The organism is Roseomonas sp. TF40, from assembly GCF_057219975.1.
Genome location: NZ_JBXVVR010000008.1, coordinates 101,594 through 115,862, shown reverse-complemented (window position 1 = coordinate 115,862; position 14,269 = coordinate 101,594). Strand labels below are relative to the sequence as shown.

At 69.2% G+C, this 14,269-nt stretch carries 13 protein-coding genes; 3 read left to right on the top strand and 10 right to left on the bottom strand.

Annotated elements, in window-relative coordinates:
- Window positions 1-15: 15 nt before the first annotated feature.
- Both AC2D9U_RS20310 and AC2D9U_RS20305 read right to left on the bottom strand, forming a co-directional pair.
- Window positions 16-2,583, bottom strand: coding sequence for a glycosyltransferase (locus tag AC2D9U_RS20310; protein WP_484752308.1), 2,568 nt, complete (start codon window positions 2,581-2,583; stop codon window positions 16-18).
- Entirely contained in the window at window positions 2,583-3,041 is a 459-nt protein-coding gene (locus tag AC2D9U_RS20305; protein WP_484752306.1) for a hypothetical protein, read from the bottom strand. Before AC2D9U_RS20305 ends, AC2D9U_RS20310 begins: the two co-directional genes overlap by 1 nt.
- A gap of 166 nt (window positions 3,042-3,207) precedes the next feature.
- On the opposite strand from AC2D9U_RS20305, the gene AC2D9U_RS20300 reads away from it, so the two are divergent.
- Window positions 3,208-3,966, top strand: coding sequence for a hypothetical protein (locus AC2D9U_RS20300; RefSeq protein ID WP_484752304.1), 759 nt, complete (start codon window positions 3,208-3,210; stop codon window positions 3,964-3,966).
- Here the strand turns inward: AC2D9U_RS20300 and AC2D9U_RS20295 are convergent.
- Together AC2D9U_RS20295 and AC2D9U_RS20290 are read right to left on the bottom strand one after the other, a co-directional pair.
- Window positions 3,954-4,715 carry a class I SAM-dependent methyltransferase gene (locus AC2D9U_RS20295; RefSeq protein ID WP_484752302.1) on the bottom strand — a complete coding sequence of 254 codons (762 nt, stop codon included), beginning with the start codon at window positions 4,713-4,715 and terminating at the stop codon, window positions 3,954-3,956. The two genes, AC2D9U_RS20300 and AC2D9U_RS20295, sit on opposite strands and share 13 nt — an antisense overlap.
- An 11-nt stretch (window positions 4,716-4,726) precedes the next feature.
- Window positions 4,727-5,767, bottom strand: a complete 1,041-nt coding sequence (locus AC2D9U_RS20290) for a C-terminal binding protein (protein ID WP_484752300.1) — start codon at window positions 5,765-5,767, stop codon at window positions 4,727-4,729.
- 65 nt (window positions 5,768-5,832) lie between these two features.
- Here AC2D9U_RS20290 and AC2D9U_RS20285 point away from each other — a divergent pair, with 65 nt between their 5' ends.
- Window positions 5,833-6,600 carry an SDR family oxidoreductase gene (locus AC2D9U_RS20285; RefSeq protein WP_484752298.1) on the top strand — a complete coding sequence of 256 codons (768 nt, stop codon included), beginning with the start codon at window positions 5,833-5,835 and terminating at the stop codon, window positions 6,598-6,600.
- 73 nt (window positions 6,601-6,673) lie between these two features.
- Here AC2D9U_RS20285 and AC2D9U_RS20280 read toward each other — a convergent pair whose 3' ends face one another.
- The 4 genes from AC2D9U_RS20280 to AC2D9U_RS20265 are packed head-to-tail and all read right to left on the bottom strand — an operon-like array spanning window position 6,674 to window position 10,981.
- On the bottom strand, window positions 6,674-7,573 hold the full coding sequence (locus tag AC2D9U_RS20280; protein WP_484752296.1) for a carbohydrate ABC transporter permease: 900 nt from the start codon (window positions 7,571-7,573) through the stop codon (window positions 6,674-6,676).
- Window positions 7,566-8,522 carry a carbohydrate ABC transporter permease gene (locus AC2D9U_RS20275; RefSeq protein WP_484752294.1) on the bottom strand — a complete coding sequence of 319 codons (957 nt, stop codon included), beginning with the start codon at window positions 8,520-8,522 and terminating at the stop codon, window positions 7,566-7,568. Before AC2D9U_RS20275 ends, AC2D9U_RS20280 begins: the two co-directional genes overlap by 8 nt.
- A 53-nt stretch (window positions 8,523-8,575) precedes the next feature.
- A complete protein-coding gene (locus tag AC2D9U_RS20270) occupies window positions 8,576-9,892 on the bottom strand; it encodes an ABC transporter substrate-binding protein (RefSeq protein WP_484752293.1) in 1,317 nt (438 codons plus the stop codon).
- A 42-nt stretch (window positions 9,893-9,934) separates the two neighbouring features.
- On the bottom strand, window positions 9,935-10,981 hold the full coding sequence (locus tag AC2D9U_RS20265; RefSeq protein ID WP_484752291.1) for an ABC transporter ATP-binding protein: 1,047 nt from the start codon (window positions 10,979-10,981) through the stop codon (window positions 9,935-9,937).
- Between the two features lie 149 nt (window positions 10,982-11,130).
- Between AC2D9U_RS20265 and AC2D9U_RS20260 the strand changes: the two genes are divergently transcribed.
- Window positions 11,131-12,297: a multidrug effflux MFS transporter gene (locus AC2D9U_RS20260; RefSeq protein ID WP_484752289.1), complete on the top strand. Its 1,167-nt coding sequence runs from the start codon at window positions 11,131-11,133 to the stop codon at window positions 12,295-12,297.
- Here AC2D9U_RS20260 and AC2D9U_RS20255 read toward each other — a convergent pair.
- Both AC2D9U_RS20255 and AC2D9U_RS20250 read right to left on the bottom strand, forming a co-directional pair.
- Entirely contained in the window at window positions 12,230-13,276 is a 1,047-nt protein-coding gene (locus AC2D9U_RS20255) for an alpha-ketoacid dehydrogenase subunit beta (RefSeq protein WP_484752287.1), read from the bottom strand. The two genes, AC2D9U_RS20260 and AC2D9U_RS20255, sit on opposite strands and share 68 nt — an antisense overlap.
- Before the next feature lies 1 nt (window position 13,277).
- Window positions 13,278-14,267 carry a thiamine pyrophosphate-dependent dehydrogenase E1 component subunit alpha gene (locus tag AC2D9U_RS20250; RefSeq protein ID WP_484752286.1) on the bottom strand — a complete coding sequence of 330 codons (990 nt, stop codon included), beginning with the start codon at window positions 14,265-14,267 and terminating at the stop codon, window positions 13,278-13,280.
- Window positions 14,268-14,269: the final 2 nt, after the last annotated feature.

Below are 14,269 nucleotides of genomic sequence, written 5' to 3'. Positions count from 1 at the left end.
ACCCGCCCGCGCAACTCAGCCCTGGTCGAGACGCGCGAACATCTGCCCGAACAGCCCGGTGATCGCACCGACCGAGCAGGTGCGCTCGATATAGCCGAGCCCACCCTGCTGCAGCCGGGTCCAGGCTTCCTCATCCTGGTAGAGCCAGGCGATGGCCTCGGCGATGGCGCGGGGGCTGTCGGCGATGGCGATCTCCACGCCATCGGCCAGGCCCATGCCCTCGGCGGCGACGGAGGTGGCCACGCAGGGCAGGCCGCGCGCCAGGCTGTCCAGCACCTTGCCCTTCACCCCGGCGCCGTAGCGCAGCGGCGCAACCATGACGCGGATATCGGCGAAATAGGCGTCGAGGTCGGGAATGAACCCGTCGAGCACCACATCGGCGGCCGCAAGGTCGTGGAAGCTGTCGGGCATGTGCGAGCCCGCGATGCGCAGGCCGATCCCGGGCACGAGCTGGCGCAGGATGGGCATGACCTCGCCCACGAAGAAATTCACCGCATCGACATTCGGCGGATGCCGGTAGCCGCCGAGGAACACCACGTCACGGCGCGTCGCGAAGCCGGTCTTCGGCGGGGCGGCGGGCACGACCCAGGGGATCACGTTCAGCTTCCCCGGCTCCACGAGACTCGCGAGGTAGTCGCCCTCATGCGCCGAGTGGACGATGACCTGATCGACGGCGGCCAGGGCCGCCATCTCCCGCGCCTTCACCGCGGCGGCCTTCTCGGCGATCTCGGGCGAGCTGGTGATCGCCGCCTCGCGCTCCAGGCGCAGATGGTGCAGGTCGGCGACCGAGTAGATCAGCTTCGCATGTGGCATCGCCGCGCGCATGACGCCGGCATATTTGAAGGCGTTGACGAAGCGGTGCAGGTAGACGGCGTCGAATTCCGCGCCGCGCTTGCGCACCACCTCCTCGGCCGACCAGTACCAGGGCGCGTGCAGCACCTCGATGCCCAGGCCCTGCAGATGCTCGGTAACGGCGCCGAGATGCGCCATGTTGTCGGCCGGCACGAAGGTGACCTTGGCGCCCAGCCGCTGCATCGCGCGCATATGGCTGAGGGCGGCGACCGAACCGGCATCCTCCTGCGGCGTGGGCGTGGTCTCGTCGATGAAGAGCACGCGCCGGCGCACCTGGCGCTCCTTCTCCAGCTCCGGCTCCTGCCCGTTGAGGCGGTGGCTGGCGAGCACGCCGCGCCAGCGATCGAAGAACTTCCGCCCGTTGACGAGCTGGTAGCGCTTGGCCCCCGTGCCCTTCACATCGGTGCCCGAGGTCACGCCCTCATGGTGCACCACGGCGCTGCGCGGCTGGTAGTAGACGCGCTTGCCCGCCGCGCGGATGCGGAAGGCGAGGTCGGTGTCCTCGTAATAGGCGGGGGCGTAGTGCGTGTCGAAGCCGCCCAGATCGTCGAACAGCGCCTTGGGCACCATGATCGCCGCACCCGAGACGTAGTCGACCTCGCGCAAATAGTTGATGCGCGGGTCATTGGCCTCGGCATTGCGGCCATAGTTCCAGCCATCGCCGAGCCGCCAGATGATCCCGCCCGCTTCCTGCACGCGCCCATCGGGGAAGAGCAGCTTGGAGCCGACGAGCCCGGCCTCGGGCATGTCGCGGAAGGTGTCGAGCAGCGCATCGACCCAGCCTTCCTGCACCTCGGTGTCGTTGTTGAGGAACAGCAGCTGCGCCCCGCGCGCCGCCGCGGCACCCAGGTTGCAGGAGGCGATGAAGCCGCCATTGCGCGGCGCGCGGAGGTAGCGAATGCCGCCCCCCACCACGCTCGCGGTGAAGATGGTCTCGTCCGGCGAGCAGTCGTCGACGATGATGACCTCGATGCTCGCGCGCGGCAGCGCTTTCGCGATCGAGGCGAGGCACTGGTAGGTGTAGGCGAACTTGCCATAGACCGGGATGATGACGCTGACTTCGGGCGCCTCATGCTCGGGTAGCACGAGGCGCGGATAGCGGCGCGTGAAGTCCTGCACCAGCTCGCCGATCCGGTCGGAATAGGAGAAGGCGAGGTCGAGCATCGCCTCGACCGGTGCCTCGCCATTGCGCTCGGCGACGGCCAGGTAGCGCGGCAGCAGCGCCCCGAGCGTGCCCATCACGGGGCCGAGCAGGTCGCGCAGCGCGGCGGTGGAGGTGGCGGCCTCGGCGGCGGCCTCCACGCGCGGCAGCAGGGCCTGGAAATCCTCCCAGCTCAGCGGCGGGCGATCGGCCTGCACGACGAGGGGCGAGTTCTCCAGATCCTCGGCCTGGCCGGCGATGCGCAGATGCAGCACATGGCGCGGCGAGGTCAGCAGGTGTTGCGGGATAGGCAGGTTGAAGCCGCAGCACAGGCCGGGCTTGCCGCCGACCTCGATGTCCGGGCGATAGGTGTCGGCGCGCAGCCGCACGACCAGCTGCTCGCTGTCCCACAACTCGACGGAGACGGGGACATGCGGATTGGCGGGGTCCAGCGCCCAGCCCCAGACATTGGCGTCGGTGGAGCCTTCCACCATGCCATGCGGGCGTGCCGGCGGGGTGGTGGGGGCTTCGGCGATCTCGACCGGCGCGGCTTCCTCGGCCGCGGGCGGGGCGGCGCTGCTGCGCGCCATCAGCCGGCCGGTGCGATCAGCAGCGACCACAGCGCCACGCCGAGGCGTCGCCGGTCATCGCCGATGCCCAGGTCATGGGGCGAGGCCGCACCCGGAATATGCAGCAACAGAGAGGCCGATCGCATGATGAACAACTCCCGCGGCAGGGCGAAGGAGACGGTCTGCCGCCCTGCCCGCAACTCAGCATAGCCGACGCGGAAGTGGTTGAAAAAGATGCTGACGCGTTGTTCCTGCACCACGCCGGGCGCGACGAAGGGCATCAACGAGATATGGCAGGCGAGGTCGCGCGTGGGCGTGGCCATGGTGAAGCGCAGCACGGCATCCGGGGCGTCCGACCAGGTGAAGCCATCCGGCTCGGGTGTGGACCAGCCGCTGTGCAGCAGGGCGGCGCCATTGCCGTTCGGCCCGAACTCCAGTTCCGAGCCGATACGGTAGATCGTTGCACTCAGGGGTTGCATGAAATCTCCCGCCACGCCGCGCTTTGGTAGCGAAGGCGCGCGGAGCTTGGCAAGCGCACGAGGATGTTGATTTGAAGGGGAAATGACATGCCCGTTTCCGGGGGCGGGGACCCCCCGGCCCGGACGGGTAGCGGCCCCGGCCCGCGGTTTGTATAAGTCAGGGACCATGCGCAGCGTCATCTTCCACCACCACCTGTTCAAGAACGCCGGCACCTCGGTGGATGTCGCACTGCGGCGCTGTTTCGGCCCACGCTGGCGAAATGTTGAAGGGGAGGGGCGGGAACTCACCGCGGCCGACCTTGGCGCGCTGCTGGCCGGCGAGCCTGAGCTGCGCGCGCTCTCCTCCCACACCTTCCGCCCCCCCTTCGAGGTGCCGGGCGTGCGCCTGCTGCCGATCGTGCTGCTCCGCCACCCGCTGGACCGCGTGCGCTCCGCCTATGAGTTCGAGCGCAAGCAGGTGGCGGACACGCAAGGCACGCGGCTGGCCAAGACGCATGACTTCGCCGGCTATGTGCGCGCGCGCCTCGCCCAGCCGCATGACCGCTCGATCCGCAACTTCCAGACCAACAAGCTGAGCCACCTGCCGCGCAACGCCGCCCCCGACACGGCCGAGGAACTGCTGAGCGCGCTGGACTGCATCCGACGCCTGCCCTTCATCGGCCTGGTCGAGACCTATGATTTTTCCATGCACGTCTTCTCGCTGAAGCTGTCGGAACAGCTTGGCGGGCAGTCGCTGGAGGTCGTGCGGGCCAACACCACCCGCGCGGCGGATGACCAGCTTGCCGCGCGCATTGCCGCGGCCGAGGAGGCGCTCGGCCCGGATCTCGCGGCCGCCTTCCACGCGGCCAATCGCCAGGACCAGCACCTGTTCGAACTGGTGGCCTGGATGCACCGCCAGCTCGACGGCTCCCTTCAGCCCAGATAGGCCTCGCTGCCCGCTACCGCCGGGAACAGGTTCAGTGAGGGGTAGCCGAAGCGCTGCACCAGCTTGGTGCGCGCGCCGGTCAGCTTCGCCGCGGCCGCCTGGATGTGCTTCAGATAGGCGCCGTGATGGCTGATGTGGCAGAGGAAGAGCTTGTTGTGCAGCACGGCCAGCGGCACGAAGCGCGGGCTGTCCATCAGGTAGAGCTTGGCGATGCCTTCCTGCACGCCGGGCCAGTCCTGGTTGGTGTAGTCGTCGACGAAGATGATGCCCTCCGGCACCGTCAACTGCATGGCCACCCGCACGTCGTTGATCGTGTGCTCCACCATGTGGCAGCCATCGACGCTGAAGAAGGAGAATCCGCCCGCGGCGATGCGGATCTGCTCGATATCCGCAGCGCCGAGCGCCATGCTGTCGGCGCGCAGCATGGTCACCGCCCCCGGGGCAAGGCCGACCTTCTCGATATTGGCGCGGAACTGCTCCATGTCGCCCTTGCCGGCGCCATCGAGGTTGAACTGCTGCATGTCGAAGACGTCGATCGCGTAGTTGTGCGCGCCCACGCCCTTCGTCTTCACCAGGCCCAGGAAGAACTTGCCGTGATAGACGCCGATCTCGGCCACCGGCGCGTGGCAGCCCAGCGCTGCCTGGCGCTCCGCCAGCGGCGTGATGAGCTGCCAGAGCCAGGGCGAGCACCAGCCGCCGACCTGCTGGAAGGGTCCGCGAAGATAGGCGAGCACATCCGCATGCTGCATCGAGGCGGCTCCTAGCTGTTCGGTCCGCGTTCCATAGCATAGGGCTGCCAGCGCTTCAGCCCGCCGCTGGGCAGCACGGTGGGGTTCACGCAGGACATCGGCCAGCGTCCGCTCAGCACCAGCGCCATCTCCTGCCCCGCCCGGCGCTTGCGGGCCGGGTCGAAGCGCGCGGAGGCCGAGGCGTTGTGCGGCGAGAGGATCACATGCTCCATCGCCAGCAGCGGGTTGTCGCGCGCTGGCGGTTCCTGCTCCAGCACGTCGAGCCCGGCGCCGGCGATGCGCCGGGTCGCCAGCGCCTCGATCAGCGCGGCCTCATCCACCGTCGGCCCGCGCCCCGTGTTGATGAAGATGGCGCTGGGCTTCATGCGGGCGAAATGCGCAGCACCCAGCATCCGCCCCGTCTCGGGCGTGGCGGGAGCGTGCATGGAGACGAAATCCGATTGGGTCAGCACCTCGTCCAGGCTCGCCGGCTGCACGCCCAGCGCCGACATGGTGAGTTCGTCCACGAAGGGATCATAGGCCATGAGCCGCAGGCCGAAGGGCTTGGCCCGCTGCGCCACCAGCCGCGCGACGCGGCCGAAGGCGACGAAGCCGAGCGTGAGGCCGAACAGACGCGGCACCTGGTAGAGCGCCGGGCGGCCCTCTCCCCAGCGGCCCTCGCGCACCATGCGGTCCTGCTCGATGCAGCGGCGATGCGTCGCCAGCAGCAGCATCATCGCGTGATCGGCGACCTCCTCGATGAAGGTGTCCGGGCAGTTCGTCACCGGGATGCCGTGCTCGGTGGCGGCCACGACATCGACGTAGTCCACGCCGACCGAGGCGCAGGCGATGATGCGGCAGCGGCTGAGCGCGGCGATCATCGGGCGGGTGAACTTCATACCCTTGGCATAGACCGCATCGGCCGTGGGCGCGGCGGCGATGAAGGCGGCCTCGGTCGCCTCGCATTCGACGATCTCGGCGCCAAGCCGCGCCAGCGCCTCCATCTCGTAGTCATAGCCATTCGCGGCCGTATAGGCCGGCGCCTTGGGCGTCAGGATGGTGAATGTGCGCATGGCGCGTCCCCCGGTGTCAGTTGCGCGACGTTGCTCTAGGCTCCGGGACGCATCAAGGGGAGGACATGCAGATGCCACGTCTCGAGGGACGGATTGCCTGGGTCACGGGCGCCGGTTCGGGCATCGGCGAGGCCGCCGCCCTGGCCCTGGCGGAGGAGGGGGCGGAACTGGTCCTCACCGGCCGCCGCGCGGCGCCGCTGCAGGATGTCGCGGCGCGGATCGCCGCGAAGGGCGGGCGCGCCCATGTGCAGCCGGCCGACATGATGGACAGCGCGGCGGTGCAGGCGGTGGGCCGCTTCATCACCGAGCGCTTCGGGCGGCTCGACATCCTGGTGAACAATGCGGGGCTGAACATCACGCCGCGGCGCTGGGCGGTGCTGACGCCCGAAGGCGTGGACGAGTTGGTGCGCGGCAACCTCGCCAGCGCCTTCTACGCGGTCACGGTCGCCCTGCCGCTGATGCGCCCGCAGCGCGACGGCGTGCTGATCCACACGGCGAGCATGGCGGGGCGCAACATCTCGATGCTCTCGGGCGCGGGCTACACCGCGGCGAAGCATGGCGTGGTGGCGATGAGCCACACGATCAACATGGAAGAGGGCGTGAACGGCATCCGCAGCTGCGTGATCTGCCCCGGCGAGGTCGCCACCCCCATCCTCGACAAGCGCCCCAACCCGGTGAGTGCCGAGGAACGCGCGAAGATGGTCCAGAGCGCCGATGTGGGCGACCTCGTGCGCTACGTCGCCTGCCTGCCGGCGCATGTCGTGCTGAACGAGGTCTGGATCAACCCGACCTGGAACCGCAGCTACGTCTCGGCACTGGCCGCGAAGCTGTAGCGCGGCAATCCCCGATTCAGACCCGCGGGTGCGCGCCCGCCCCTGGCGGGCAGCACCCTTCGGTCATCGGCGGCTACTCCTTCACCGCGCCCGTCAGCGAGGAGACGTAGTAGTCCACGAAGAAGCTGTAGAAGATGGCGACCGGCAGCGAGCCCAGCAGGCTGCCCGCCATCAGCGCGCCCCACTGGTACACGTCGCCGGTGACGAGTTCCGTCAGGATCGCGACGGGCACGGTCTTGTTCTCGCTGCTCTGGATGAAGGCGAGCGCGTAGATGAACTCGTTCCAGGACAGGGTGAAGCTGAAGATGCCGGCCGAGATCAGCCCCGGGATGGCAAGCGGCAGCGTGATGCGGCGCAGGATCTGCAGGCGCGTCGCGCCGTCGATCAGCGCGCATTCCTCCAGCTCATAGGGGATCGACTTGAAGTAGCCGATCAGCAGCCAGGTGCAGAAGGGGATCAGGAAGGTCGGGTAGGTGAGGATCAGCGCGAAGGGCGTGTCGAACAGGCCGAGCTGCACCACCATCGTCGCCAGCGGGATGAACAGGATGGAGGGCGGTACGAGATAGGCGAGGTAGATCGCCAGCCCCACATACTGGCTGCCCTTGAAGCGCAGCCGCTGGATGGAATAGGCGGCCAGCGTGCTGGCGAACAGCGAGAGGAAAGTGGCGCAGACCGACACCAGCATCGTGGTCCACAGCCAGCGCGGATAGGCCGTGTTGAAGAGCAGATGATAGACGTGGTCGAGCGTGGGGGAGGAGATCCAGAACGGGTTGTGGTCGGTGAAGTTGTAGAGCTCGGCATTCGGTTTGAAGGCCGTCACCGTCATCCAGTAGAAGGGGAACAGCAGGATGATGAGGAAGCAGGCGAGCGGCACATAGAGCATCACCACGCGGCGCGAGCGGCTGTCCCAGGCCATCGCCTCCGGCGCGGCGGCGGCGGTGTTCTCCGGCTTGGCGATGGCGGCCTCAGTCATTGGACTCTCCCTGCTGCCACTTGCGCCGGGCCAGGCCGTAATAGCTGAACAGCGTTGCGAAGACGAGGAAGGGGATCATCGACACCGCGATCGCCGCGCCCTCGCCGAGTTGCCCGCCGGGGATGCCGCGCTGGAAGGCCAGCGTCGCGAGCAGATGGGTGGAATTCACCGGCCCGCCGCGCGTGATGGCATAGACCAGCTGGAAATCCGTGAAGGTGAAGATGATCGAGAAGGTCATCACGATCGCCAGGATCGGCATGAGCATCGGGAAGGTGATGTGGCGGAAGCGCTGCCAGGGGCTTGCACCATCCAGCAGCGCGGCCTCGTAGAGCGAGGGCGAGATGGTCTGAAGACCCGCCAGCAGCGAGATCGCCACGAAGGGAATGCCGCGCCAGATATTGGCGGCGATCAGCGAGAAGCGGGCCGGCCACTCGCTGTTGATGAAGTCGAAAGGTGTCTCGCGGATGCCGAGCACGTTGATGGCAAGGTAGCTCAGGATCGAGAATTGCGGGTCGTAGATCCACCAGAAGGCGATGGCGGAGAGAACGGTCGGCACGATCCAGGGCAGCAGGATGATGGCGCGCAGCAGCGACTTCATTGGCAGATGCTGGTTCAGCAGCAGCGCCAGCCACAGGCCGAGCGCGAATTTTCCGATCGTGGCGATGCCCGTGTAGAAGACCGAGAAGAACACCGCGTTCCAGAAGATCGGGTCGGTCATCAGGTACTCGAAATTCTCGAGCCCCACCCAGATGCCGCGCCGGCCGATCGTGGTGTCGGTGAAGGCCAGGAAGATGCCAAGGCCCAGCGGATAGGTCAGGAAGGTCAGCAGCAGGCCGACGGCCGGCAGCAGGCAGATGAAGGCCAGGAAGGGCTTCCAGTCGAACAGCCGCGCCAGCGCGCCGGGTTGCACGCGGGCTTTGGTCCAGACGGGCGCGGTGGTGGCGGACATGGCAGCTCCTGGGTCGGTCGCCGGCCCCGAAAGGGACCGGCGACCAGTTCAGCTCAGCGGGCGCGGAAGAAGCGGGTCGCGCGGCGCTCGGCCTCGCGCGCCGCGGCCTGCGGCGTGGCCTGGCCGGAGGCGACGGAGGCGCACATCTGCACCATGACGTAGTCGGCCGTGGCGGCGACGGAGCCCTCGGTGATCGGGCCCTTGAAGCCGTTGTAGAAGCCGGAGTTCATGGTGTCGCGGAACACCGCCACCTTCGGATCCTGGTTCCAGGTGGCGCTGGCGGCGAAGGCGTTGAGCGGCTGCGACCAGTAGCCGATATTCGCCTGCAGCCAGGGGTCGTATTGCGGCGTTTCCATCAGGAAGGCCAGCAGCGCCTTGGCCGCATTCGGGAAGCGGCTGTGGCGGAACACCATGGCGTTGAGCGTCAGGCCCGCATTCGGCGCCGCATCCGCAAGGCCCTTGGGCATCGGCGTCATCTGCGTGTCCTCGGCGATGGGGCGCAGCGCCGGGTCGTTCATCATCGAGAAGTACAGCGAGACGCCGTTCTGCGTCAGGAAGCACTCATTCGCCGCATAGGCGCGGTTGTTCGAGATGTCGCCCCAGGCCAGCGTGCCCGGCACGAAGGTCGGGTAGAGCTCGCGCAGGTAGTTCAGCGCGTTGATGGTCTGCGGGCTGTTGATGGCCACACGGCCTTCCTCATCCACCAGGAAGCCGCCATGCGACCAGATCAGCCAGTTCGCGAAGGCATTGCCGTCGCCCACCGCATTGCCCAGCGCGAAGCCGGCCGGCTTGTTGATGCGGCGCAGCGCCTGGCAGAGGCGCAGGAAGCCCGCATGGTCTTCCGGCGGGCGCTCGAAACCGGCCTCACGCAGCGCGGAGGTGCGCCAGATCGCCGGGCCGCCGGAGGCACCGAAGGGCAGGCCGATCCAGCGCCCCTGGCGCGTGCCATAGGCTCGCGCGAGCGGCCGCCAGCCGCCATACTTCTGGCCGAGATAGGTGGCGATGTCGGTCAGGTCGTGCACCTTGTCGGCGAACAGGTGCGGACCCGCATCGAAGCCCACGATGATGTCCGGGCCAGCGCCGGTATTGGCGGTCACCGCCGTCTGCTGGGTGATGTCCTCCCAGCCCACGAAATCGACGCGCACCTGCACGCCGGTTTGCGCCGTGAAGCGCGCGCAGTTCGCGCGCCAGGTGTCCTCGTCGGGCTGCACGAAGCGCACGGGGCGCAGCATGCGCAGCGTCGCACCGGCCTCGATCGGCAGGTTCGGCGGCGTCGCCGGCTGGGCGACGATCTGCGCGCCGGCCTGGCCGGCCATGAGCGTCGCGCCGCCAAGTGCGAGCGCGCTGCGCCGGGTGATGTCATGGGTCATGGGTCTTGCTTCCTCCTTGGTTGTCTTTGGGCAAAGGCGTGCTCAGTCGCCGAGGCGTCTCCCATCCGGCCCGAACAGATGGACCAGGGAGAGATCCGGTTTGACATGCAGCGTGTCGCCCGGCCGGCCCGAGACACGCTCGCGGAAGGCGCCGATCAGCGTGTCCTCGCCGATGCGCAGCGTGACCTGGGTTTCCGACCCCGTGGGCTCGACCAGCACGATGGTCGCCGCGATCCCGTCATCAGCCAGCGAGAGGTGTTCGGGCCGCACGCCATAGGTCGCGGCCTGGGGCGATGCACCCGGCGGCAGGGGCAGCGCGCCACCGCCGGCCGTGCGGAACACGCCCTCGGCCACGCGGCCGGGGATGAGGTTCATGGCCGGGCTGCCGATGAAGCCCGCGACGAAGAGATTCGCCGGCTTGTCGTAGAGCGCGAGCGGCGCGCCGGACTGCTCGATCCGGCCATGGTTCATCACCACGATCTGGTCGGCCATGGTCATGGCCTCGATCTGGTCATGCGTCACATAGACGGTGGTGGTGCCGAGCCGCTGCTGCAGTTCCTTGATCTCGCTGCGCATCTGCACGCGCAGCTTGGCGTCCAGGTTGGACAGCGGCTCATCGAAGAGGAAGACCTGCGGGTGGCGCACGATGGCGCGCCCCATCGCCACGCGCTGGCGCTGCCCGCCCGAGAGCTGGCGCGGATAGCGATCCAGCAGCGCCTCGAGGCCCAGGATCTTCGCCGCCTTCTGGACCTCCTCTTCCATGATGGCGGCGGGCGCCTTCGCCAACGTCATGGAGAAGGCCATGTTCTCGCGCACCGTCATGTGCGGATAGAGCGCATAGTTCTGGAACACCATGGCGATGTCCCGGTCCTTCGGCGGCAGCTTGTTCACCACGCGCCCGCCGATGTCGATCTCGCCGCCGGTGATGTTCTCGAGCCCCGCGATCATGCGCAGCAGGGTCGATTTGCCGCAGCCCGAGGGGCCGACAAGCACCACGAACTCGCCATCCGCGATCTCGACATCAACCCCGTGCAGGATGTTGGTGCTGCCAAATGATTTGCGGACCTGCCGGACCGAGACCGTCGCCATCCACTTCCCCCCTGGCGCCGGCCTTGTCCGCGGCGTCCGTGGCGCAGGCTACACATGGCATACGGAATCGCGCAACAGCGCCCGTCAGGCCGCGGTGGACGCGGCCGCGCGGGGGCGCTACGCCGCCCTGGCACTGCCACGGGACCCTCATGCCGGATCGCTATCGGCTGCTTGCCCTTCTGCTCGGCGCCCTCACCGCGCTCGGGCCGCTCGGCGTCGACATGTATCTGCCGGCCTTCCCCGCGATGGGCGAGGCGCTTGGGGCCACGCCGGCCGAGATCCAGCGCACGCTCGCCACCTTCCTGCTCGGCATGGCGGTGGGGCAGGTGGCCTATGGCGCGCTGTCGGACCGCATCGGGCGGCGCCGGCCGCTGTTCGTCGGCATGGGCGTCTTCGTGCTGGCCTCTGTCGGTTGCGCCGTCGCGGCCTCGGCGGAGGCTCTGGCCTGGCTGCGCCTGCTGCAGGCGCTGGGCGGCTGCGTCGGCGTGGTGGTGGCGCGCGCCGTGGTGCGGGACCTGACCGATGAGCGCGGCGCGGTGCGCATGATGGCGATGCTCATGCTGGTCATGGGCGCCGCCCCCATCCTCGCGCCCATGTTCGGCGGCTGGCTGATGGCGGCCCTGGGCTGGCGGGCGATCTTCTGGGCTCTGGCGCTCTATGGGGCGCTGGCGCTGCTCGCGGTGCTCATGTTCCTGCCCGAGAGCCTGCCGCCCGAGAAGCGCCGGCGCGACAGCCCGGTGCAGGTGGTGGTCGTCTATCTCTCCATCCTGCGCGACCGGCGCTTCCTCTCCTGCGCCCTGGCCGGGGCGCTGCCGATGATCGGGCTCTTCGCCTATCTCTTCGGCTCGCCGCTGGTGCTGATGGAGGTGCATGGCCTTTCGCCCACCACCTATGGCGTCGCCTTCGGCAGCAACGCCTTCGGGCTGATCCTGATGAGCCAGGTCACGGCGCGGCTGGTGCGGCGGTATCCGCCCGCGGCGATGCTCGACCGCGCGCTCTGGGTGCAGGCGAGTGCGGGCGTGCTCGCTTTCCTCGCGGCGCTGTCGGGCCAGCTCGTGCCGTTGCTCGTGACCTTCTTCCTCTACCTCACCTGCATGGGCATGGTGCTGCCGCTGGCGAGTGCCATGGCCATGGGGCCGATGGGGCGCGTGGCGGGCAGCGCCTCGGCGCTCATCGGCTCGCTGCAATTCGGCAGCGGGGCGCTGGTGGGCCTGGTGCTGGGCGCCTTCGGGGGCGTTTCGGCCGCCTCTATGGGCGGCCTTCTCGCCTTCGCCGGCTTGGCGGGGCTCGCCGCGCATCGCGGATTGCGGGGCTGACCGGCGCCTGCGCCAGCAGCGCCTCGGCCGCCGCCACCACCTTCGCCGCATCCGGCTTCAGCGCATCCTCGAGCGGGGGCGAAAAGGGCAGGGGCACGCGCGGCTGGCCCAGCCGGCCCACCGCCTTGATCGCGCGCGGGCCGAGCTTCTCGATCACGCGGGCGATCACCTCGGCGCCGAAGCCGCCCGTGGTCACGGCCTCATGCACCACCAGCAGGCGCCCGGTGCGCGCGACGCTCTCGCACACCGCCGCCTCGTCCCAGGGCCAGAGGGTGCGCAAATCCAGCACGTCGCAGGAGATGCCGCGCGCGCCGAGGGTGGCGGCGGCCTCGGCCACGGCGGGGGTGATGGCGGACCAGGTGACGAGCGTGATGTCCTCGCCCTCCCGCAGCCGGCGCGCCACGCCGAAGGGGATGGGCTCGATCACCTCCTCGACCTCGCCGGTCACGGGGAAAAGGTTCTTCGGGTCGAAGAACAGCACCGGATCGTCGCTGCGGATGGCCGAGACCAGCAGCCCCGCCGCATCCGCCGGGCTGGAGGGCACCACTACCACCACGCCCGGGATATGGGTGAACCAGCTCTCCAGCGTCTGCGAGTGCTGCGCGGCGGAGTTGCGCCAGATGCCGTGCGGCATGCGCACCACCACCGCGGGCTTGGCCTGGCCGCCGAACATGTAGCGCACCTTGGCGATCTGGTTCACCAGCTCGTCCATCGCGCACATCACGAAGTCGAAGATCCGCATCTCGATGATCGGCCGCGTGCCGACCAGCGCCGCCCCCAGCCCCGCGCCCATGATGACGCTCTCCGAGATGGGGGTGGAGACGATGCGCGCCGCGCCGAACTCCTCGAGGAAGCCGCGATACTGGCCGAACAGCCCGCCGCGCGCGACATCCTCGCCCAGCACCCAGACGCCGGGGTCGCGGCGCATTTCCTGCAGCGCGGCGCGGCGCGCGGCCTCCACCAAGGTGATCTCTGCCATCTCAGGCGTGCTCCCCGACCGCGCCGACATCCTGCACATCTTCCCAGGCCACGGCCGGGTCCGGCCAGGGCGCGGTCAGCGCCGCCGCGCGCGCGAGCGACATCTCGGCCTCCGCCTCGCCGGCCAGCGCGTCGAGCGTGCGGGTCGAGACCCCCTCGGCGAGCAGGCGCGCGCGCAGCCGGGCGATGGGCTCGGCCTCCCGCGCCGCGGCCACCGCCGCGGGGTCCCGCCAGGCGGCGGGGTCCGTGCTCGTATGGCCGGTGATGCGATAGGTGGTGGCATGCAGCATCCGCGGCCCGCCGCCGGCGCGGATCTCCGCCACCAGCCGCCCGGTCGCGGCATCCACCGCCGCCACGTCATTGCCGTCGACGCTGACGCAGGGCACGCCCAGCGCCTGGGCGCGCGCCGCCACGCCCGGCCCGGCGGTGACGGAGGCGGCGGCGGTGAAGGCGGCCACGCCATTGTCCTCGCAGATGAAGAGCACCGGCAGGCGATAGAGCGCGGCCCAGTTCAGCCCCTCCAGGAAGGGGCCGCGATTGATCGCGCCATCGCCGAAGAAGCAGGCCACCAGCGCATCCGAGCCCAGCAGCTTCAGCCCCTGCGCCGCGCCCACCGCGATCGGGATGCCGCCCGCCACCACGCCATTCGCACCCAGCATGCCGACCGAGAAATCCGCGATGTGCATGGAGCCGCCCTTGCCCCGGCAATGCCCGCCGGCGCGGCCGAACAGTTCCTCCATCATGCCCGGGATGCCCGCCCCCTTGGCGATGGCATGGCCATGGCCGCGATGGTTGGAGGTCAGCCGGTCATCGCGCCGGAGGTTGACGCACACACCCGCGGCCACGCCTTCCTGCCCGATGGAGACATGCAGCGGCCCGGGAATCTCGCCCGCCTTGTGCGCCGCCAGCGCTGTCTCCTCGAAGGCCCTGATCCGGCACATCGTGCCGTAGAGCGCCAGCAGACGCGCCCGGTTGTCCCCACCCGTGGTCATTG

Bases quoted from the DNA above. Each gene is read 5' to 3' on its own strand.
- AC2D9U_RS20260 (WP_484752289.1), top strand. From the start codon at position 11,131: ATGCCGGATCGCTATCGGCTGCTTGCCCTTCTGCTCGGCGCCCTCACC.
- AC2D9U_RS20255 (WP_484752287.1), bottom strand. From the start codon at position 13,276: ATGGCAGAGATCACCTTGGTGGAGGCCGCGCGCCGCGCCGCGCTGCAG.
- AC2D9U_RS20295 (WP_484752302.1), bottom strand. From the start codon at position 4,715: ATGCAGCATGCGGATGTGCTCGCCTATCTTCGCGGACCCTTCCAGCAG.
- AC2D9U_RS20305 (WP_484752306.1), bottom strand. From the start codon at position 3,041: ATGCAACCCCTGAGTGCAACGATCTACCGTATCGGCTCGGAACTGGAG.
- AC2D9U_RS20265 (WP_484752291.1), bottom strand. From the start codon at position 10,981: ATGGCGACGGTCTCGGTCCGGCAGGTCCGCAAATCATTTGGCAGCACC.
- AC2D9U_RS20275 (WP_484752294.1), bottom strand. From the start codon at position 8,522: ATGTCCGCCACCACCGCGCCCGTCTGGACCAAAGCCCGCGTGCAACCC.
- AC2D9U_RS20310 (WP_484752308.1), bottom strand. From the start codon at position 2,583: ATGGCGCGCAGCAGCGCCGCCCCGCCCGCGGCCGAGGAAGCCGCGCCG.
- AC2D9U_RS20285 (WP_484752298.1), top strand. From the start codon at position 5,833: ATGCAGATGCCACGTCTCGAGGGACGGATTGCCTGGGTCACGGGCGCC.
- AC2D9U_RS20270 (WP_484752293.1), bottom strand. From the start codon at position 9,892: ATGACCCATGACATCACCCGGCGCAGCGCGCTCGCACTTGGCGGCGCG.
- AC2D9U_RS20280 (WP_484752296.1), bottom strand. From the start codon at position 7,573: ATGACTGAGGCCGCCATCGCCAAGCCGGAGAACACCGCCGCCGCCGCG.
- AC2D9U_RS20250 (WP_484752286.1), bottom strand. From the start codon at position 14,267: ATGACCACGGGTGGGGACAACCGGGCGCGTCTGCTGGCGCTCTACGGC.
- AC2D9U_RS20290 (WP_484752300.1), bottom strand. From the start codon at position 5,767: ATGCGCACATTCACCATCCTGACGCCCAAGGCGCCGGCCTATACGGCC.
- AC2D9U_RS20300 (WP_484752304.1), top strand. From the start codon at position 3,208: ATGCGCAGCGTCATCTTCCACCACCACCTGTTCAAGAACGCCGGCACC.